Origin of the sequence: Natrinema pellirubrum DSM 15624, from assembly GCF_000230735.2 — an archaeon.
GTDB classification, from domain to species: Archaea; Halobacteriota; Halobacteria; order Halobacteriales; family Natrialbaceae; genus Natrinema; species Natrinema pellirubrum.
Genome location: NC_019962.1, coordinates 2359697 through 2379380, shown reverse-complemented (window position 1 = coordinate 2379380; position 19684 = coordinate 2359697). Strand labels below are relative to the sequence as shown.

At 67.3% G+C, this 19684-nt stretch carries 20 protein-coding genes; 6 read left to right on the top strand and 14 right to left on the bottom strand.

The window, feature by feature from the left end; translation table 11 throughout:
- Positions 1–67 precede the first annotated feature (67 nt).
- The 3 genes from NATPE_RS11480 to NATPE_RS11470 all read right to left on the bottom strand — a co-directional run bounded on the left by NATPE_RS11480 (position 68) and on the right by NATPE_RS11470 (position 3806).
- A complete protein-coding gene (locus NATPE_RS11480; protein WP_006181636.1) occupies positions 68–1213 on the bottom strand; it encodes a phosphotransacetylase family protein in 1146 nt (381 codons plus the stop codon).
- Entirely contained in the window at positions 1210–3321 is a 2112-nt protein-coding gene (locus NATPE_RS11475; RefSeq protein ID WP_006181635.1) for an acetate--CoA ligase family protein, read from the bottom strand. The genes NATPE_RS11480 and NATPE_RS11475 overlap by 4 nt, the downstream gene beginning before the upstream one ends.
- Positions 3322–3413: 92 nt before the next feature.
- A complete protein-coding gene (locus tag NATPE_RS11470) occupies positions 3414–3806 on the bottom strand; it encodes a hypothetical protein (protein ID WP_015299068.1) in 393 nt (130 codons plus the stop codon).
- A gap of 188 nt (positions 3807–3994) precedes the next feature.
- On the opposite strand from NATPE_RS11470, the gene NATPE_RS11465 reads away from it, so the two are divergent.
- On the top strand, positions 3995–4441 hold the full coding sequence (locus tag NATPE_RS11465) for a hypothetical protein (protein ID WP_015299067.1): 447 nt from the start codon (positions 3995–3997) through the stop codon (positions 4439–4441).
- 5 nt (positions 4442–4446) lie between these two features.
- Here NATPE_RS11465 and NATPE_RS11460 read toward each other — a convergent pair whose 3' ends face one another.
- The 6 genes from NATPE_RS11460 to NATPE_RS11435 all read right to left on the bottom strand — a co-directional run bounded on the left by NATPE_RS11460 (position 4447) and on the right by NATPE_RS11435 (position 10467).
- Complete coding sequence (locus NATPE_RS11460) at positions 4447–5466, bottom strand: metal ABC transporter permease (RefSeq protein ID WP_006181632.1); 1020 nt, start codon at positions 5464–5466, stop codon at positions 4447–4449.
- A 2-nt stretch (positions 5467–5468) separates the two neighbouring features.
- Entirely contained in the window at positions 5469–6206 is a 738-nt protein-coding gene (locus tag NATPE_RS11455; RefSeq protein ID WP_006181631.1) for a metal ABC transporter ATP-binding protein, read from the bottom strand.
- On the bottom strand, positions 6203–7231 hold the full coding sequence (locus tag NATPE_RS11450; protein ID WP_006181630.1) for a metal ABC transporter substrate-binding protein: 1029 nt from the start codon (positions 7229–7231) through the stop codon (positions 6203–6205). The genes NATPE_RS11455 and NATPE_RS11450 overlap by 4 nt, the downstream gene beginning before the upstream one ends.
- Positions 7232–7484: 253 nt before the next feature.
- Positions 7485–7907 (bottom strand): hypothetical protein, encoded by a 423-nt coding sequence (locus NATPE_RS11445; RefSeq protein WP_006181629.1) that lies wholly within the window; start codon positions 7905–7907, stop codon positions 7485–7487.
- A gap of 373 nt (positions 7908–8280) precedes the next feature.
- Positions 8281–9447 carry a YhjD/YihY/BrkB family envelope integrity protein gene (locus tag NATPE_RS11440; protein WP_006181628.1) on the bottom strand — a complete coding sequence of 389 codons (1167 nt, stop codon included), beginning with the start codon at positions 9445–9447 and terminating at the stop codon, positions 8281–8283.
- A 60-nt stretch (positions 9448–9507) separates the two neighbouring features.
- On the bottom strand, positions 9508–10467 hold the full coding sequence (locus NATPE_RS11435; RefSeq protein WP_006181627.1) for a carbohydrate kinase family protein: 960 nt from the start codon (positions 10465–10467) through the stop codon (positions 9508–9510).
- Positions 10468–10588: 121 nt separating this feature from the next.
- Between NATPE_RS11435 and NATPE_RS11430 the strand changes: the two genes are divergently transcribed.
- Positions 10589–11719, top strand: coding sequence for a hypothetical protein (locus NATPE_RS11430; protein ID WP_006181626.1), 1131 nt, complete (start codon positions 10589–10591; stop codon positions 11717–11719).
- A gap of 58 nt (positions 11720–11777) precedes the next feature.
- On the opposite strand, the gene NATPE_RS11425 is transcribed toward NATPE_RS11430, so the two are convergent.
- A complete protein-coding gene (locus NATPE_RS11425) occupies positions 11778–13247 on the bottom strand; it encodes an aldehyde dehydrogenase family protein (protein ID WP_015299066.1) in 1470 nt (489 codons plus the stop codon).
- Positions 13248–13451: 204 nt separating this feature from the next.
- Between NATPE_RS11425 and dpsA the strand changes: the two genes are divergently transcribed.
- On the top strand, positions 13452–13997 hold the full coding sequence (gene dpsA, locus NATPE_RS11420) for a DNA starvation/stationary phase protection protein DpsA (protein WP_006181623.1): 546 nt from the start codon (positions 13452–13454) through the stop codon (positions 13995–13997).
- 130 nt (positions 13998–14127) lie between these two features.
- Here dpsA and NATPE_RS22700 read toward each other — a convergent pair whose 3' ends face one another.
- Positions 14128–14295, bottom strand: coding sequence for a hypothetical protein (locus tag NATPE_RS22700; protein ID WP_006181622.1), 168 nt, complete (start codon positions 14293–14295; stop codon positions 14128–14130).
- Between the two features lie 197 nt (positions 14296–14492).
- On the opposite strand from NATPE_RS22700, the gene NATPE_RS11415 reads away from it, so the two are divergent.
- The 3 genes from NATPE_RS11415 to NATPE_RS11405 all read left to right on the top strand — a co-directional run bounded on the left by NATPE_RS11415 (position 14493) and on the right by NATPE_RS11405 (position 15988).
- Positions 14493–14816 carry a hypothetical protein gene (locus tag NATPE_RS11415; protein WP_006181621.1) on the top strand — a complete coding sequence of 108 codons (324 nt, stop codon included), beginning with the start codon at positions 14493–14495 and terminating at the stop codon, positions 14814–14816.
- A 59-nt stretch (positions 14817–14875) separates the two neighbouring features.
- Entirely contained in the window at positions 14876–15391 is a 516-nt protein-coding gene (locus NATPE_RS11410; RefSeq protein WP_006181620.1) for a macro domain-containing protein, read from the top strand.
- 174 nt (positions 15392–15565) lie between these two features.
- Positions 15566–15988 (top strand): universal stress protein, encoded by a 423-nt coding sequence (locus NATPE_RS11405; RefSeq protein ID WP_006181619.1) that lies wholly within the window; start codon positions 15566–15568, stop codon positions 15986–15988.
- Between the two features lie 102 nt (positions 15989–16090).
- On the opposite strand, the gene purM is transcribed toward NATPE_RS11405, so the two are convergent.
- The 3 genes from purM to NATPE_RS11390 form a co-directional block, all read right to left on the bottom strand.
- Positions 16091–17083 carry a phosphoribosylformylglycinamidine cyclo-ligase gene (gene purM, locus NATPE_RS11400; RefSeq protein WP_006181618.1) on the bottom strand — a complete coding sequence of 331 codons (993 nt, stop codon included), beginning with the start codon at positions 17081–17083 and terminating at the stop codon, positions 16091–16093.
- Positions 17084–17145: 62 nt separating this feature from the next.
- On the bottom strand, positions 17146–17775 hold the full coding sequence (locus tag NATPE_RS11395; protein ID WP_006181617.1) for a zinc metalloprotease: 630 nt from the start codon (positions 17773–17775) through the stop codon (positions 17146–17148).
- The gene (locus NATPE_RS11390; protein ID WP_006181616.1) at positions 17772–19541 is read right to left on the bottom strand and encodes a TraB/GumN family protein; all 1770 of its coding nucleotides are present in this window, start codon (positions 19539–19541) and stop codon (positions 17772–17774) included. The genes NATPE_RS11395 and NATPE_RS11390 overlap by 4 nt, the downstream gene beginning before the upstream one ends.
- Between the last annotated feature and the right edge of the window lie 143 nt (positions 19542–19684).

The window sequence follows — 19684 nt, the reverse complement described above, 5'->3', positions numbered from 1 at the left end:
GCCAGCGACAAAAGCGAATCGCCGAGCGGTCGCGACCAGTGACCGGAAACGGCTCGGTTCCCCGGCGCTACTCGAGAATCGAGTCGACGTCGGCGTGGTCCGACAGCAGCCGCTGCATGCGGTCGACGGTGTCTGCGGTGTGGGTCCGGCCGCTCCGGACGACGTCTTCCGCGCGCTCGACGGTGGTCAGCGTGTCCGTCCGGACCGACAGGATCGGGACGCCCTTCTCCCGGGCTTTCCCGGTGATCGCGCTCGAGGGTCGGTGACCGCCGGTGAGGATGAGACAGCGGACGCCGGGAGCCTCGAGCGCCGCGGTGTGGATCTCGGCACGATCGCCGCCGGTGATGACGGCGGCGTCTCTCGTCCGGCGGAAGTGTCGCAGGGCGCTGTCGGCCCCCATCGCGCCGACGGTAAAGCGCTCGACGTAGCTCTCGGCCCCGTCCGCGACGAGGGTCTCGGCTCCGAGTTCGTCGGCCAGGTCCGCGACGGTCACGCCCGACAGCTCCCGCTCGCTCGGGAGGACGCCGTGGATCGGAATTCCCCGTCCCTCGAGGAACGGGACGACGTCCGTCTCGAGCCCGTCGTAGGCCGCATCGGAGACGCTGTTGAAGACGACGCCGGCGAGGCGGTCGCCGAACCGGTCGGCGGCGGCGATGATATCGTCGACGTCCGCGGGGATCTCGTAGGGGGCGACCAGCAGGACGCGGGCGTCGAGCAACGCCGCCACGTCGGGGTCCGCGAGGTCGACGATGCCGCCGACGTCGTAGCGGCCGCCGCCCTCGACGAACATGCGGTCGCGGTCGGCCGCAAGCGTCTCGAACGCCTCTTGGACCCGCTCGCGGAGTTCGTCGGGGTCCTCGCGGCCGCGGATCGCCTGCTCGATGAACGTCGGCGAGTAGACGACCGGCTCGAGGTCGTGGAGTTCGGCCTCCAGCTCGAGCAGGTCGCGGGCGAGCAGCGGGTCCTCGTCTAAGGTCTTCCCGACGTTGCTCTGGAGGCGGGTCCCCTTGGGTTTCATGTAGCCGACGCTGTCGCCCTCGTCGGCCGCTGCGAGGCGGGCCAGTGCCAGCGTGATCGCCGTCTTGCCGGCGCTTTCCTCGAGCGAACTGACGAGCAGCGTGTCGGGGTCGCCGCGAACGGCGGTAGTCGCGTCGTCGGTGTCGGTGGTCGTCTCGCTGTCAGCGGTCGTGGGATCGGAATCTGGATCGGTCATGGGTCTGTCGTGTCGAGATCGTCCGGATCGACCGTGAGCCGCAGGTCGATCGCCTGTACGCCATCGGGGCCCGCCACGAGCGGGTTGATGTCGAGTTCGAGGATCGACGGGAAGTCGGTCACCAGCTGTGAAAGCCGCTGGATCGTCTCGACGACGCCGTCGATATCGGCCGGCTCGCGGCCGCGTGCGCCGCGCAACAGCGGCGCGGCCTGGATCTCGTCGACCATCTCGCGGGCCTCGGCCTCGCCGAACGGGGCGACCCGAACCGACGTGTCCTCGAGGATCTCGACGAAGATACCGCCGAGCCCGAACAGGACGAGGGGACCGAACTGCGGGTCACGGTTCATCCCGACGATCGTCTCGGTCGACGCCTCGAGATCGAGCATCTCCTGGATCTGGACGCCGACGATCGTCGCGTCGGGCTGGTAGTTTCGCGCCCGTGCGACCACGTCCTCGTAGGTGTTGGCGACGTCCGCGTCGCTGACGCCGACTCTGACGCCGCCGATATCGGATTTGTGGGAGATGTCGGGGCTGACGATCTTCATGACGACGTCGCCCTCGATCGACTCGGCGACCTCGCGGGCGCGGTCCGGATCGTCGACGATCTCGCTCCGCGGCGTCGGGATCCCGTAGGCCTCGAGCAACTCCATCGACTCGACGCCGAGGCGGTTGTCGTCACGGCGTTTCGTCCGGGCGAGGATCTCGCGGGCGCGCTCGCGGTCGACGTCGAACGTCGCCGGCTCGTCGGCCGTCCGCTCGCGGATATCCCGGAATCGCGCGAGCGCGTCGAGTCCCGAGACCGCCCGCGAAGGATCGAAGTAGTTCGGGATCCCCGACTCGCGCAGCGTCGCCTCGGCGTCGCGGGCCCGCTTGCCGCCCATCAGGCACGTGACGACCGGCGTGTCGTGGGTCTCGAGTTTCTCGATGACCGTCTCGGCCAGGTCGTCGTAGGAGAGAACGGCGGTCGGCGCGGCGACGACGACCGCACTGCCGACGTTGGGGTCCTCGAGGGCGATCTCCAAGGCCTCGCCGAACCGCTCGACGTCGGCGTCGCCGATCGCGTCGATCGGGTTGTAGACGTTGGCCTCGTCGGGCATCGCCGCGGCGAGTCGATCGATCGTCTCGTCGGCAAAGCTGGCCATCTCGAGCGTCGAGTCGCCGACGGCGTCGGTCGTGAGGACGCCGGGGCCGCCGGCGTTGGTGACGACCGCGACGCCGTCTGACTCGGGTTCGGGCAGGCCGGCCAGCGCCCGCGCGGAGTCGAATAGTTCTTGGACCGAGCGAGCCCGGAGGACGCCGGCCTGCTCGAGGCCGGCCTCGTAGGCCCGTTCGCTGCCGGCGATCGCGCCGGTGTGTGAGGAGGCCGCCTGCGCGCCGGCATCGGTGCGGCCGGACTTGACGAGGACGATCGGGGTGTCGGCAGTGACCTCGCGGGCGGCCTCGAGAAAGCCCTGCCCGTCGTCGATGTCCTCTAGGTAGCCGATGATGACGTCGGTGTTCGGATCCGACCCCCACTCGCGGACGAAGTCCGTCTCGTCGAGAACGGTCTTGTTGCCCAGCGAGACGACGTCTCGAAAGCCGATCCCCTGTTCGTTGGCCCAGTCCAGCACGGCGGTGATGAACGCTCCGGACTGACTCATAAAGGAGATCGAGCCCTCCTGGGCGTCTTCGGGGCCGAAAGTGGCGTTCATCCCGTTTTCGGTGGCCATGATACCGAGGCTGTTCGGGCCGACGACGTTGAGGTCGTGTTCGGCGGCGATCTCGCGCAGTCGCCGTTCGCGTTCGGCACCCTCGCCGCCCGTCTCCGAGAAGCCGGCCGTGATGACGACGACGTTCTCGGTGCCGGCGTCGGCCACGTCCCGAATCGCCTCGATGACGATATCGGGCGGTACTACGACCACCGCCAGATCGATCGGCGGCGCGCTCGTCGCGTCCTCGTAACACTCGAGCCCGAGAACCGTCTCGCGCGAAGGGTTGATCGGAACGACCTCGCCGTCGAACCCGTCTCGCAGGTTCTCGAGGATCGCCCGGCCAACCGCGCCCTCGCGGTCGGTCGCGCCGACCACGGCGACGGTCTCGGGATCGAAGAGTGCGGATAACCGTCCCATCGGTCGATGGTTGTCCGGGTAGCGTGTTAAGCATATGGCGTGTTCCCGCCATCCGGTACCGGGCGTCGGAACGCCGCGCTCAAGGGAGATCCTCACTCGGGGCGGCCGGAACTGACGGCCCGATCGTCGCGGGACGACCGTCCGACCGCGGCGACCGTTGCCCCGAGCCAGTACCACAGCACCAGCCCGCCGTACAGCAGGAAATGGACCGGACTATCTGCCGTGATGACCGACTCGAGCAACGCCATGCCGACCGCGTAGGCGAGTACACTGCCGGCGACGAGGTCGGCGAGTGGGACCGCCAGACGGAGGGTGGCGACCGCGCCGCCGACTGCGGCGAGTAACGCGACGAGCGCGAGAGTCAGCGGCTCACCCAGTACGTCCGCGACTCGAGTCCAGTAGACGTACCCGGGCGGCCAGAGAACGTAGCCGACGGCGAACGCGAGGACCGCGCTCGTGAGGACGCCGGTCGATCGACTGCGCATACGAACGCCTCGGCGCAGGACGACGTAATTACCGGGGTCGAAGCCGACTCGAGTCCCGGTGACGGACCGTGTTCGGGCCGGTCTCCCGAGTCGGAATCGATGCCGTGTCTCGAGCGGGCGATACATCGAGACCGGCCGGGTCGGTACAGTTATCAGTTCGACATGTCAACTGAACTCCTGTCCCTCCGATGTATCAGCCACGTTCCCGACCGATCGCCACCGTCACCGCATTGCTGGCCGTCCTCAGTTTCGTGACCGCGGTACTGTACGTCGAAACGATCCCGGAAAACCCGCCCGGTGACGGGTTCGCGGCGGGCCTCACTGGACTCTTCGTGCTATTATGTGTCGCCGTCGGAGTCGTCACGCTCGCGGAAGCGGGACTGTTGTTCCTCGTCGACCGCGTCCGGGAACCGGCGGAACGGTCGCGACAGTTGCTCACGACCGGGGCCGTCATCGGGAGCCTCTCGGTCGTCGTGCTAGTTGTCCCCATGCTGATCGCGCACGTGTTCGACGTCTTCGTTCCCGGATACGGGCTCGGGATCGGACTCGCGCTCGTTCCGATCGGCATCCTCTGTTCCGGCGTCGGTGCGCTCGTACAGCTCGTCGACGAGGGACGCGCAAAATCCGGTTCGTGAACGGCTCAGTGCGTCGAGATCGCGGCCGTCGAGCGACTCGAGGCGAAGATTGCGAGCAGGTAGCAAGCGATCGCGACGACGACGATCGAGCCGCCGGTGGGCAGCCCCTGTGAGATCGAGAGGGCAAAGCCGCCGACGACCGCGATCTGTCCGACGAGGATCGACAGGGTCAGCGTCTCGCGGAAGCTGTGGGCGACCTGCGTCGCGGTCGCGACGGGGACGACCAACATTGCGGCGACGAGGATCACGCCGAGGATCTGCATCGCGCCGACGACGACGACGGCCGTCATCACGATCAGTAGGGTGTTGTACCAGGTGACGTTGAGTCGCGCGACGCGGGCGGCCTGTTCGTCGAAAGTGATGAAAAGCAGTTGTTTGTAGGTCGCGACGGTAACGAGGACGACGACGACGCTGATGACGGCCATCAGGCGCGCCCCTGAGGGGGTGACGACCGAGATGTTCCCGAAGAGATAGCCCTCGACGTTGAACCCGGTCATTCCGCGGCCGTAGCTGATGATGAGCGTGCCGACGGCGAAGCTCCCGGTCAGCATGATCGCGATCGGGACGTCGCCGTAGGTGTCGGTCCGCTCGGCCAGCCACTGGACGCCAAGCGCCCCGAGGATGCCGACGACCAGTGCGACGAGCATCAGCGAGCCGCTCCAGCCGGTCATCGAACTCACCACGAGCCCGACGGCAACGCCGGCGAACGCAGTATGTGCCAGCGTCTCGCCGATCAGGGCCATCTCGCGGTGGACGAGATAGGTCCCGACAAGCGGCGCGACGACGCCGATCAGGATCCCCGTCGCGATCGAGCGCCACATGAAGGGATGGTAGAAGACGTTCGTCCCCAGGTAGTGATCGAGCCACCAGCCCGCGATCCGGGCCTGCTCGTAGATCACGTCCACGACCGGATACGAACGGAGCGCATCGATCGCCAGTAGGCCGACCATCGCCACCGCCAGAATCGCGGTCAGGCCGATCCCGACACGCTCGAGCCGTCGGCGAAGGGAAGAGCGAGTCGACATCGTCAGTGGTGGTGGTGGACGACCTGGCCGCTCGCGCCGTAGGCCTCGGTCAACGCGTCGCTTTCGACGAACGATTCCGTGTCACCGTGGTGGTAGAGGTCGGTGTTGATACAGGCGATCCGACTCGCCCGGTCGGTGACCACGCCGATGTCGTGTTCGATCAGGATGATCGTGATCCCGTCGGCGTTGAGCGACTCGAGCAGCTGGTAGAAGGCGTCGCGGGACTCGGCGTCGACGCCGACGGTGGGCTCGTCAAGCGCCAGCAGGTCGGCCTCGGAGGCCAGCGCCCGCGCGATGTAGGCCCGCTGGCGCTGGCCGCCCGAGAGCGCGTTGATCTGTCGGTCCGCGAGGTCGGTGATGCCGACCGTCTCGAGGGCGTCGTCGACGGCCGCGTGGTCCGTGTTGGTCAGTCGGCCGTGGCCCGCGTGGGCGAACCGGCCCATGGTGACGACCTCGCGGACGGTGACCGGCATCGAGCCGCCGCCGCTGGTCGCCTGTTGGGAGACGTAGCCGATCCGCTCGCCGTCCTCGAACGACGACACCGGCTCGCCGAACAGCTCGATCGAGCCGCTGTCGGGGCTGCGCAGCCCGAGCATGAGCTGCAGCAGGGTCGTCTTGCCCGAGCCGTTCGGGCCGATCAGTCCTAGGAAATCGCCCTCCGCGACGGTCAGCGAGACGTCGCGGACGGCCGGCTGCTCGCCGTAGGCGAAGGTCACGTTCTCGAGGTCGACGACGGTCACTGTGCGTCTACTACCTCTCTGAGCGCGGGGAGGTTTATTTCTTCCATTTGCTCGCGGTACCCCCACCCCTCGTCTTCCCACGCCGAGAGGGTTCCCGAGAGGTGACTCAATGGCATCGCGTCGGTCGCCGTGCTGTCCCGAAGCAGCGTCTCGACGAGTTGTGGGTACTCGCCGGTGGGCGCTTCGAACGGATCGTAAAGGATCGTCTCGATCCCCTCGTCGTCGATAAGCGAGATCGTCTCGGAGATCTCTCCCGACGACGGGGTCTCCTGGGGCGAGACGCCGACGGGCGTGTGCAGTTCGAACCCGTATCGATCCTGCAGATAGGTAAAGGAGTCGTGGCCGGCGAAGACGGCGGTCCGACGATCGGCCGACCCGAAGAGATCCTGCAGTCGCTCGTCCAGCGACTCGAGGTCGTCGACGTACGCCGCGGCGTTTTCCTCGTAGGTGTCGGCGTTGTCCGGATCGGCGTCGGCCAGCCCGGTCGCGATCGTGTCGACGATCTCCCCCGCGATGACGGGATCGAGCCAGACGTGGGGGTCGTAGTCGGTCTCGTCGTGATCGTGGCCCTCGTGGTCGTCGCTTTCGGTCTCGTCGTGATCGTTCCCGTCGTGACCCCCGGTGTCGACCTCGTGGTCCCACCTGAGGAGTCGGTCTTCCAGTCCCTCGAGGCCGTCGATCACGGCGACGGTGTCGTAGTCGGACTCGAGGGTCGCCGCGAGGTCCTGCGCCCACGAGAACTCGGGCGTATCGAGGTAGACGAAGGCCCCGGTGTCGGCGACGTTCCGGGTGAGGTCCCCGCTCGGTTGCCAGCCGTGGCCGGCCTCGCCCGTTCCGACCGGGTTCTCGAAGTCGATCGCGTCGCCGCTGACCTGTTCGGCCCAGTCCCAGAGCGTGAAGAAGGCGGCGTAGCCGGCGTCGATCTGGGCGCTCGCTGGATCGATATCGTCGAGACAGCCGGCAATCGCCCCCGTCGTGACCGCGCCGGTTCCCGCTTTCACCAGCGCGCGTCGTGTCAGCTTCATACCCGAACGTCGGTCCGTCGGGGTATAAGAGTTATTATCTCACTGGCCCAAGTTATTAACAAGCGTCGTCGATGACGGCGTCTGTTAACAAATCGTGGTGGAATAGCGATCTGAGTTACTAGCGTCGAGTCGCGGACGGTGCGAACCGAGGGCGGTGAGCGTCGCGTCGGTCATACGGTCGGCTGTCCGTCATTTCCGGTGCCACCGCAAGCCGTGTCGCGGTCGCACCGGTACATCGTTACAGCGAACCGTCTCACTCGATCGAGACGGCGAGTTCGACCCCGTCGCGGCGGCGGTAGGCGGGCGGGTGGCCCGGTTCGGAATCGCGAACGACCTCGAAGGCGTCGAAGCGGATCACCAGTCGGCCGGGATCGATGGTCGCCCGGAGGACGGGGCCGCGGCTCGTCACGACGACGTAGGGCGGTCCCGCGACGGGACGGGCCCGCAGTTCGTGGCCAGTCGCATCGACGGCACCGGCGAGAACGCCGGGCAGGGACTCGAGGATGCCGGTCTCCTCGAGCGCCCGGTGGAGCCCGTCGGCGACGGCGTCGGCGTCGGTGGTGCGGGCGGTATCCCAGGGCTCGGCGACCGCGTCGGCACAGGCGTCGATCCCGCTGACGATCGACGCGTGGTCGCGCTGGACGTAGCGGCGAGCGGCCCGGACTGGATGGGACACGGGTTGCGGTGGGGCGGGGAGCCACTAATGCGTCTCGACTCCGTTTTCGAATCTCGGATACGACTGGTTGAGTGGTGTTTTGGACCAGGAACGTCGGAAACGGTGTCCTGCTATCGTGGCAGCGGGGAGCAGCCACGACCTCCCCAACCGATTCACTCACTCGCTACACTCGTTCGCTCATCCCTCGCACGGTGTCGTCGGTCGCCCTCGCTGGGCTCACGGTTCCCTCCGGCCACCGTTCGCGTTTCGAGGCCTCACTCCGTTCGGCCTCGCTAGCGCTCCGGTCGACCGACAGCGCGCGCCACCGCAGATGGATTGGTCAGTCCGGACCGAGACGGCGGTCACTTCCGAACTGTGGCCCCAGCCGTCGGCCCTATTTGCCCCGGTCCTCGAGGACGCCGATGTTCAGCGTCCGGACTCGCGCCAGCACGCCGCGCAGCCGTCGCCGCCACGACGAGCCCCGGCTGGCCGCGAGGTCGCGCCGAAGGCGTTCGTTCTCCTCGGTGAGGTCGCGGTTTTCGGTCTCGAGAGCCTCGATCCGCGCCTCGAGGTCGTCGACGCGGTCCTCCAGCCGGTAGCGGCGGCTGCGCTGGGCCTTTCGGTCGTTCCGGAGTTGGTCTCGTTCCCGCCGTAGCTCGGTCAATCGCGCCTCGAGACGCTCGCGTTCGCGTCGGCCGTCGTCGACGAACGGCTCCCGCTCGGCGTCCTCAGGGATGCCCTCGCGGGATTCGGCCTCGCTCTCGTCGGGGGCAATCTCGAGGTGGCCCGAGTGAATCGCGTTGACGACGGCCCCGACCAGCAGGATCAGCCCGCCGAAGTACAGCCACGTGAGCAAGAGCAGGATCGCGCCGATCGGGCCGGCCGAGTCGGAACTGCTCGAGACGGCGACGTAGACCTGAAAGAGCGACTGGAGGAGCGCCCAGCCGACCGCGGCGACGACGACGCCCGGCAGCACCTGCCGGACGGAGAGGTCGGCGTCGGGAAAGCGGTAGTACATCGGCAGGAACGCGAGCGTCAGCCCGACGACGAGCAACAGCGGGTACAACAGCCCGAGGAAGGGTATCGTCGGGAAGAACGCAAAGACGATGGTCGTCAGCGCCGCGGCGACCAGCGCGATCCCGATCGCGCCGAAGACGACGGCCCCGTCCTGGAGCTGATCGACCAGCGAGTTCTCGTCGGTCGTCGCGTAGATCTCCGAGAAGGCGGTGTCCAACCCGCGGAAGATCTTCAGCGACCCCCACAGGAGCGCGACGATCCCGATTATCGAGGTCCCGACGCTGCCGGTGTCGCCCTCGATCCCCTGCTCGAGTACCACCTGTCCGCTCTCGGGGAGAAAGCCCTCGGTGATCGACGACACCTGCTGGGCCAGCGCCTCGTCGCCGACGAACGCGACGAGGAAGAACACGAGGACGAGCAACGGGAGCAGCGAGATGAAGGCCTGATACGCGATACCGGCGGCCATGAACGTCACGTTCTTGTCGCTGATCCCCGTCACGACCGACTTCGCGAACGGGACCGCACCGCGGACGTTGCTACCCATACTCGTTATCCGACGCAATCCCGGATACCACTCCGGCTTGCAACCACACGGCACCGGCGCTCACTCCGCCTCGAGCAGCGCGGCGACCTCGGCGCGGGTCGGCAGCGCCGTCATCCCACCGGCAGCGGTAGTCGCCCGCGCTCCGACCGCGTTCGCGACGGTTATCGCGGCCTCGAGGTCGTCGCCGTCTCGCAGGGCGGCGATCGCGCCGGCGACGAAGGCGTCACCCGCACCCGTGGTATCGACGGTCTCGACCGCAAAGCCCGGATGTTCGACCGCCGCCTCGCCCCAGGGCGCGTCCGCGCTCGCGACGGCGACAGCCCCCGCCGCGCCCCGGGTGACGACCGCCGTGTGGACTGGCCCCCGCTCGACCGCCGCCCGGGCGAGCGCCGTCGGGGAGTCGCCGTCGTATCCCAGCGCTGCCAGCTCCGGCCCCGTCGCGAGACAGATGTCGACGTGAGCAAGCGCCTCGCCGACCACGGTCGCGAACGTCTCTTCGTCGGGCCACAGTTCGGACCGCAGGTTCGGATCGAACGAGACGGTGCAGTCGGCGGCCGCGGCCCGCTCGAGCAGGTCGAGCGTCGCCTCACGCGCGGAACCGCTCGAAAGGGTCACGCCCCCAGCGTGGACCCACTCCCAGTCCGACAGGGTCGCGTCGTCGATCCGGCCGGGCTCGAGCCGCGTGTCCGCGGTCCCGTCCCGGTAGAACGTGAACTCGCGCTCGCCACCCTCGTCGTGGGTGACGAACGCGAGCGTCGTCTTCGCCGCGGGATCGCGCTCGACGAACCGGTCGGGAATCTCGTGGTCGGCCAGCGTCCGCTCGAGATACCGACCGAACGGGTCCGCCCCGACGCGGGTCCAGAACAGCGGCGGCTCCCCGAGGCGGGCGAGCGCGACGGCGACGTTTGCGGGCGCACCGCCGGGGCGGCGTTCGAAGCCGGCGACGTCCTCGAGCGGCCCCGACCGCTCCGGAACCCAGTCGATCAGCGTTTCGCCGGCCACGAGGATGTCACGGGACATGGCCGACTCTCCACCACCGGTACCGGTAACTCCTTCGGCGTCCCCGTTTGGCCCGATTGCGCTCGAGGCAGGGCGATCGAACAGCTATATATGCCGGAACTTTCAACAGGATACAATCAGTATGAAACACACTCACCGACGGGAACTACTCGTGACGACGGGAACGGGGATTGCGGCGCTCGGTGCCGGCTGTCTCGGCATGGACGACGATGACGAGGGAACGGACGACGACGCCGACTCACCGACCGAGGCCCGCGACTCGTCCGCGTCGACACCGCTCGAGCGGTGGATTCCCGCCGGGGGGACCGATCCGCTCCTCTTTCACTACCGCGATCTCACCGCGCTCGAGACCTACGAGGACGCCCTGCAGGCGTCCGTCATCGAGAGCGTCCCGACGCTGCCGGACGGCGACAGCGCCGGGATCGTCGAGGACGCCGCCGACGGGACGGACGCGGTCGACGCCGTCCTCCGGTTCGGTTCGAAGGGCGTCGTCGGTAACGTGGTCGTCAGCGGCTCGTTCGACCCCGACGCGCTCGAGACGGACGGTGACGCCTCGGTCGGCGCGTTCGAGACTCTCGAGCGCGACGGGGTTTCGGTAGCTGTCACCGAGGAGACGCTCGTCGTGAGCCCGGACGACGGCGCGGATCTCGAGTCGATCCTCGCGGCCGGCGTCGAGGGAACCGATCGGCGGGTCGAGGCGAGCGAGAACGTCGCCTCGTTGGTCGAGCGCATCGCCGACGCGACGTTCTGCTGGGGCCAGTACGCGGAGACCGAAGGGACCGGAAGAGCCTTTTCCTGGACAATCGGGTCCGACACGACGACCTACCAAGAGGTTGGCGTCTATGCGGACGCCGAGGCGGCCGACGGTTTCGAGAGCAGACTGGCGAACGAGGGCGACGTGAGGGCCGAGGTCGACGACAACGTCGCTGTGGCTACGGGGAGTTTCCCGACCGAGGAGTACAGCTACCTAGATCTGTTCGCCGAACAGGGGAGCAGCCCACCGGAGACCCCGCAAGCGGGCGTCGCGTTCGATGCCGACTACGCCGACCGGACGGTGACTGTGACCTATGCGTCGAAGGAACGGGCGGAGCGACTCGAGCTCAGCGACGACCATGGCAACAGCGGTGAAATGACTGCGGCCGGCGAGACGACGGCGTTCGAGTACGAGTCGGGAGCGTCGGGCGAACTGACTGTCGTCGGCGTCTGGGACGGGGAGAAGGTCGTCATCGGGACGTACTCATACTCCTTTTGAGGGCAAAGCGGCCGGAACCGACGCGGTTTGACGGGAGTCGATAACGAGATCGCCCGCCTCAGAGGACGATGCTCTTCTCGCGCATCATCGCGTGGATGGAGGCGTCCAGTCCCTCGCGGCCGATTCCCGAGTCCTTGTTGCCGCCGAAGGGGATGTCCCCCAACCCGTGGCTCGGCGCGCCGTTGATCCGGACCGCGCCGGCGTCGATGCGCTCGGCCATCCGCATCGCGCGCTTGTAGTCACTGGTGAAGACCGCGGCATCGAGCGCGAGGTCGGAGCCGTTCGCGATCTCGAGGGCCTCAGTCTCGTCCTCGAAGGTCGTGATCGCGGCGATGGGACCGAACTGCTCCTCATCGACGATGCGGGCGTCGTGGGGTACGTTCGCCAGCAGCGTCGGCTCGAAGAACTGGTCGGCGAGTTCGTCCGGGACGCCCTCGGGGGCGCGACGGCTGCCCCCGCGGACGATCTCCGCGCCCTTCTCGATGGCGTCCTCGACGAGTTCCGCGACCCAGTCAGCTTGGTCCTCGCTGATGAGCGGCCCGACGGCGGTGTCCTCGTCGAAGAGGTCGCCGGCCTGCCAGGCGTCCATCTGGCCGTCGATCAGGTCGACGAGGTCGTCGTGGACCGACTCGTGGGCCAGGACACGGGAGATCGCCGAGCAGCGCTGGCCGGCGTACTTGAACGAGCCCTTGGCGCAGTCGCCCGCCACGTCGGTCAGGTCGGCGTCGTCGAAGACGACGGCCGGGGCGTTGCCGCCCAGTTCCATGTGGAGGTTGACCATCCCGCTCTCGCGGGCGACGTGTTTGCCCGCGCCCGAGGAGCCGGTCATCGCGATCGCGTTGATGCGGTCGTCACCGGCAAGCAGGTCGCCGATTTCGCTTGCTTCCCCCGGGACGAAGTTGAACGCGCCGTCCGGAATGCCGTCGACGTCGGCGATGACGTCGGCGAGGATCGCGGCCGAGACCGGCGTCTTGCTCGCGGGCTTGAGCAGGACGCTGTTGCCGGCCGCGATCGCGGGCGCGACCTGCAAGGCCGTCGTCGCCAGTGGATAGTTGTAGGGGGTGATACACAGCACCGTACCGATCGGCTCGTGTTTGACGATCGCCTGCCAGCCCTCGTGGCCCGCCGTCGAGCCCTCGCGGTACTCGCCCTTGCTGACGATGGTGCGTGCCTCCTCGGCCGCGCGGTCGAACCGCTCGGCCGCCTGTCCGACCTCCCCGCGGGCCGACGAGATCGGCTTGCCCGCCTCGCGGACGATCACTTCCGCGAGTTCCTCCTCGCGCTCGCGGAGCCGGTCGGCGATCGTCTCGCACCACTCGGCGCGCTCGACGACGGTCGTCTCCCGCATGCGCGGTTTGATCTCGTGGGCGGCCTCGAGTGCGGTGCGTACGTGGTCCGACCCCGCGGCAGCTACCTGTGCGAAGGCCCCGCCGTCGGCGAGATCCGAGACCGACAGCGCGTTCTCGGTTTCGATCCACTCGCCATCGACGTAGAGCCGCTCCCGCCGCTGTGCGATTCCGGTTGCCATACGCGTCCCTTCGCCCTCCCCACTGAAAATGTTTACTCAGGCTCGAAAAAATAGAGTTTCACTTGACGGTGTCGTTCGACGATACGTTTCGTAGCTACTGAGGGAACCGTAGTGCCCTAATCAAAAACAGATCTTTAGGTATACCAAAGAAATGTTTTCTCAAGGGAAGTCTTTAAGTGGAACGCGTCCGTACTTGGGAGTGGGATGAGTACCCAAAAGACCGTTCGCCAGTCGGCCGACACCGTCGAGGAGAACGAGCTTCGTCTCGAGCAGGAGAAGGCCGAACAGATCGTCGACGCACTGAACACGGAACTGGCCAACGCCTACGTCCTCTACCACCAGCTCAAAAAGCACCACTGGACCGTCGAAGGCGCGGAGTTCCTCCCGCTCCACGAGTTCCTCGAGGAGGCCTACGAACACGTCGAGGAGGGTGCGGACATCATCGCCGAGCGCGCGCAGGCGCTTGGCGGCGTCCCCGTCTCCGGGCCGGCAAACCAGGAGGAGCGCGCCACCGTCGAGTTCGAGGGCGAGGACGTCTACGACGTCCGCACGATGTTCGAGAACGACCTCGAGATGTACGGCGACATCATCGAGTCGATGCGCGATAGCATCGAACTCGCGGAGAACCTCGGCGACCACGCCACCGCCGAGATCCTCCGGGAGATCCTCGTCGACCTCGAGGAGGACGGCCACCACTTCGAACACTACCTCGAAGACGATACGCTGGTCCTCGAGGAAGCGACGCACTGACGACGGCTCCGACGCGTCGACGGCTCTCGGACCGGGAGCCGCGTTTTTTCAACGACGCTCTCACGCGAGCAGGAGTCCACCGACTGCCAGTGGCTACTCGATCAGGAGTCGATACCGGGTGTCGACGACCTCACCGCTCGAGGTCGACGGTCAGATCGGTCGCGATCCAGCCGTCACTGTTGTCGCGTTCGGTAAAGACGGTCTTTCCGGGGCGGGTCTCGTGGCTCGTCACGACCGCCGCCGGTTCCTCTTGGTCCTCGTCGAGTTCGGGCTCCTCCCTGCGGGCGGGTACGTCCATCACGAGGAGTTAGGTGAGCCTAAATCTAAAAAGGTTTTGGTCGGCCTAAGATCTCGGGAGCGGGGCAAGCGGCTCCTCGGTCTCGAAGCGATCGAGAATTCGACGCTGTGGCGGCCTATCGTAGCGTTTCTGGACGACCACAGTACCGTCACGCGAATATAGTGTCCTTTTTCATGCTCGAGTGAAACGTTGTTCTCATGAGCTTACACGGGGATCGATCACAGGGGGCACGGGACCGGCGCGGTCGCGAACTGATCGCTCACCTGTTCGATGTTGATACCGGCCGCATCGAGTCGTTGAGTTGGTCGCTCGGCAACCGCGTCACCGTCGAGGCCGACGCGGAGCGGCTCTTCGCGCTCGATCACCGCCGATCCGCACGAACGGTAACGGCGTTCTCGGTCACGGACTACACCTGCGTCGTCCGACTGCGCTCACCGGTCGGCCGCGAGAAGTTCTACGGGGTCGCGGACGCCGACCTCCCGACCGAGCCGGCGGGCCCGGAGTGGGGCCGGACCGACTGAGTCGAGCCCACCCCACACCCACGCTCAGTTTCATTGCGCTCGATCCGGAACGCCCGAATATGGAGTACGAGGTCGTTCAGGGCGACATCGCCGCACAGGCAGCCGACGCCGTGGTCAACGCCGCGGGGACGAGCCTCCGGATGGGATCGGGCGTCGCCGGCGCGCTCCGACGCGGTGCGGGCGAGGAGATCAACGAGGCGGCCATGGCGAAGGGGCCGGTCGACCTCGGTGCCGTCGCGGTTACCGACGCCTACGACCTCGATGCCGACTACGTTATCCACGCCGCGGCAATGCCCCACTACGGAGACGGGCAGGCGACCGCCGAGAGCATTCGAGACGCGACCTACAACAGCCTCGAGACGGCCGACGAACTGGGGTGTCGATCGCTCGTGATCCCGGCGCTTGGCTGTGGCGTCGCCGGCTTCGACCTCGCAGACGGAGCCGCGATCATCGGTACGGCACTCGAGCGCTACGACCCCGACTTGCTCGCGGATGTCCGGTTCATCGCCTACAGCGACGAGGAGTACGAGACGGTTCGTGCGGCGACGGCCACGGGGAGCGACGCGGACCGGTGACAGGAACACTCGGCCGACGGGGTTTCCGATCGCCGGGGAGTCCCGCTCGGACGGACTGCCACGCAGTGAACGACGGCTGTCGGGGGTAGGAACGTCGAGGATGGTTTCGACGTACTGAGAACGGCTGCTAGTTTTACCACCGCTGCCGTCGAACCATAAGATGAGTGATAGCTGATGTACGATACGATCCTCATTCCGACCGACGGAAGCGAACAGGCGAACCGCGGGGTCGAGCAGGGGTTGAGCCTCGCCGAGAACTACGGCGCGGACGTCGTGCTGCTCTACGTCGTCGACGAACGCCGGCACGGACGGACGCCGGCGCTGGGAAGTACCGAGGTCGAACACGCGAAAGTCGAGGACGAGGCCATCGAAATGCTCGAGGAGATCGTGGACCGGGCCCGCGGTCGGGGACTCGACGTCGACCGCGAGTGCCACCGGGGACTCCCCTGGGAGGAGATCACGTCACTCGCGGAACAGCGTGACACCGATCTGATCGTGATGGGGCGACGCGGGGCGACTGACGACCGACGAACGCCGCTCGGAAGCGTCGCCGACCGGGTGATGCGACACACCGACATCCCCGTTCAGGCGGTCTGACCGTCACGGCCGTCCGTCGGTCCCCTGATTTCGTGTCGTCCGCGCCGCGTCTTCCCGCCCATCCGGAGACACCGCCGCGCTTTTCGAACGGTCCGCCCGGGTTCAGGACAGCGAGCAGCCGCGGATCTCGACGCCGTCGCCGTCCCCAACGTGGCCGATGACCCGTCCGTCGGTCTCGGCGACGAGATCGGCGGCCCGGTCTTCAGGAACCGCGACGACGAAGCCGGTGCCCATGTTGAACGTACGGTGCATCTCCCCGTCGGAGACGTTGCCCTCGTCCTGCACGAACTCGAAGATCGGCTGGGCCGGCAGCGGATCGTCGACGACGTACTCGAACTCGCCCATCCGCAGCAGGTTCGTCCAGCCGCCGCCGGTGACGTGAGCCGCCGCCCGGACCCCGCACTCGCGCATCGGCTCGAGCAGATCGGTGTAGATCCGGGTCGGCCGCAGCAGTTCCTCGCCGATCGTCTTCTCGGGGTCCAGTGGGAACGCGTCGGTGTACTCGTGGTCGCGGGTGACGGCCTCGCGAGCCAGCGTCAACCCGTTCGAATGGATGCCGTTCGAGGGGAACCCGACGAGCGCGTCGCCGGCCGCGGCCTCCCCGGCGAAGATCTCGTCTTTGGCCGCGAGGCCGGCACAGGTGCCTGCCAGATCGAACCCCTTGACGACCTCCGGCATGACTGCCGTCTCGCCGCCGAGCATCGTGAGATCCGCCTGCTCGAGCCCCACCGCGAGCCCCTCGCCGATCCCGTTGGTCAGGTCCTCGTCGGGTTCGTCGATCGCCAGGTAGTCGACGAACGCGACGGGCTCGACGCCCGCGGCCACGAGGTCGTTGACGTTCATCGCGATGCAGTCGATACCGATCGTCGAGAAGTCCTCGACGGCTTCGGCGACTAACAGCTTGGTCCCGACGCCGTCGGTCGCCAGCGCCAGATACCGGTCGCCGATGTCGATCATCCCGGCGTACTCGGTCCGTAGGCCGCTCCCGAAGGCCTCGAGCAAGGCCGCGGTCGCGTCCTCGCTGGCCTCGATATCGACGCCCGTCTCCGCGTAGGTGAGCCCCTCGTCATCCGCGTCGTCGGCTGAGTCGGTCATGTCTCAACGACCTCCCGGGGCGAGCAAAAGATCACCGGTCCGCTCGAGCGAGCCGTCGGCGATCAGAACAACCCGACGTAGAAGATGATGATCGCCGCCAGCAACACGCTGGGAACGAACACCAGCGCGAAGACGCCTTTGTGCCACTCGAGGACGGACTTCCCGTCGAGCGGGCCGAAGGGGATCATGTTGAACGCGGCGAGAACGATGTTGATCCCGACGCCCATCTGACCGATCGTCCCGAGGTAGGTCGGGAAGACCATCAGCGGGAGAAAGAGTAGCGCAAGCAGGAGGTTCGTCACCGGTCCCGCGAGCGAAATCAGGCCGTTCTCCCGCTGGGTGATCCGGCCCCGATGGTAGACGGCCCCGGGCGCGGCAAAGAGGAAGCCGACGAGCGCGCCCATAAGCGCCAGGAACAGCATCTGATAGTCGGCCCGGAACTCGGCGACCTGCCCGAACTCGATCGCGACGACCTTGTGGGCGATCTCGTGGAGCAGAAAGGCGACGCCGACCGTCACGAGGCTCAACACAACCATCGTGAGGAAGAAGCCGACCGCCTCGCCCCGATGAACGGGCGCGAAGATCAGGGCGAAGGCGACGCTGAGGGTGACCCACGCGATCGCGAGATCCCGCTGCTCCCGATCGCTGAAGGTGAGTTCTTGCTCGGAACCGGCCCGCGTTCGGTGGCTCATAGCAGCCCCCGGAGCAGCTCGAGGCTGTTCTCCGCCCCCTGTATCAGCTGCCCCATGAGTGCGTCGACGCCGCCGATTTCGGGCGCCAGCCACGGCAACACGACGAACGGGAACAGGAAGGTCGCGATCATGCTCCCGACGTTCGTCAGCGCGACGATCATGATCAGCCGGAACAGCGGCACGTCGAACATCGCTGCCATGGCTTCGTCGACCGGCCGCTCGGTGTCGTCGACGATCTCGTTTAGCGTCTGGATGTCCCGGACGTTGACCGGCCGGTGTTTGAGTTCGACGTAGCCGGCGAACCAGCCCGGCGCGAGCAGGGGATTGATGCTCGTCAGCCACGCGACCGCGCCGCCGACACCCGCGCTGGTCCAGCGTGCGCCGGCCAGCCGCGCCAGCGTAAAGGCGAAGATCCCGTTAAAGAGGAACCAGGCGGCGAACACCTTCAGCAGGAAGACGTTCCTGACGCCGGCCATGATAAGCAGGAAGAAGAACGCGAGGAAGCCGACCATGACGAGATAGCCGAGGACCTTCAGCGGGGAGAACCGGCGACTCGAGGCGGTCCCCGAGATCGACTCCCGCGAGGGGATGCCCGCGGGGTTCGCGAGGTGGCGTTCGATGCCGGCTCTGTGGCCGGCCCCGACGACCGCGAGGACGTCGTACCCCTGCTCGCGAAGGTCGTTGAGATGCGATGCGATGTAGGCGTCGCGCTCGTCGATCAGGGCGTTCGCGCCGCTGGGGCTGAACTGCCGGAACTCCTCCATCATGGCGGCGACCACGTCGCCGTCGGTCATCTCCTCGATATCGATCTCGTCGATCTCCTCGACGTCAGCACCGGCCGCGTCGAGGAAGAGGCCGACGACCGCCCCGATCGTGACCCCGACGCCCAGCCCTGCCAGCATTCCGGCGCTCCCGCGAACCGCGTAGATGCCGGCGCTCTCGACACTTGCCGTCGAGAAGGGGCCGACGAACGTGTCGGTCGCGACCAGCCCGAGACAGGCGACGACGCCGAGGGCGATCCCCCCAAGGACTCGTATCGAGAACCCCGAGAGGAGCCCGCCGGTGTACTCTTCGGCCGACTCGAGCGGCGGGATGACGAGCAGGCCGCCGACGGCACCGATCAGTGCGCCGATAGCGGCACCACCGGCGTACTGCAGCGTCGCGGCGTCGGTGATCCCGAGCAGCAAGACGTCACCGACCCCGAGCAGCGGGGCGATAAACGCGGCGACCAGAAAGCCCACGAGCAACCCGCCGATCGCGCCGAAGGTAAGGCCGAGGGTTCGGGGATCGGTGATACCCAATGCCAGCCCACCGACCATCTTCAGTTTCTCCGTAAACGAGAGTCGGCTCCAGAACCGCTGAATCGTTACCTGAATGTCGCGGTCGACCAGGGCGACGCCGCTGCCGTGTTCCTCGGCGGCCTCGATCGCGGCACGCATGTCCGCTCCGGGCTCGATGTCGAACTGGTCGCCCAGCCGCGACTGGACGTACGACAGCATCCAGTAGGCCAGAAACTGGAAGACGGTGTTGCCCGAGAGCAGGTCTTCGGCCTCGATGTCGTCGGGCGTGCCGCCCTGCATCTGGTTGTACCGGCCCTCGTCGAGTTCGACCGCGACCACGTCCGGTCGCTCGCGCTCGATGGTGTCCCGTACCTCGTCGACGCTCGCCTGCGAGACGTGTGCCGTCCCGAGAACCTGGACGGAGCCACGCTCGCGGTCGGGTGGCTCGGGCGGCTCCGGCACGTCGGCCTCGCCTGCATCGCTCATTACTCGCCCCAACTCGGCGGCGACTTTTACCAGTATCGGACCACGAACCCCTGTAAAATATCTACGATGAGCGCTCCGGAACCGGCGACACGCCGCTCGAGTCGTCCGCGGTCCGCCGAAAGTAAGACTGATTGTCGCCGTGG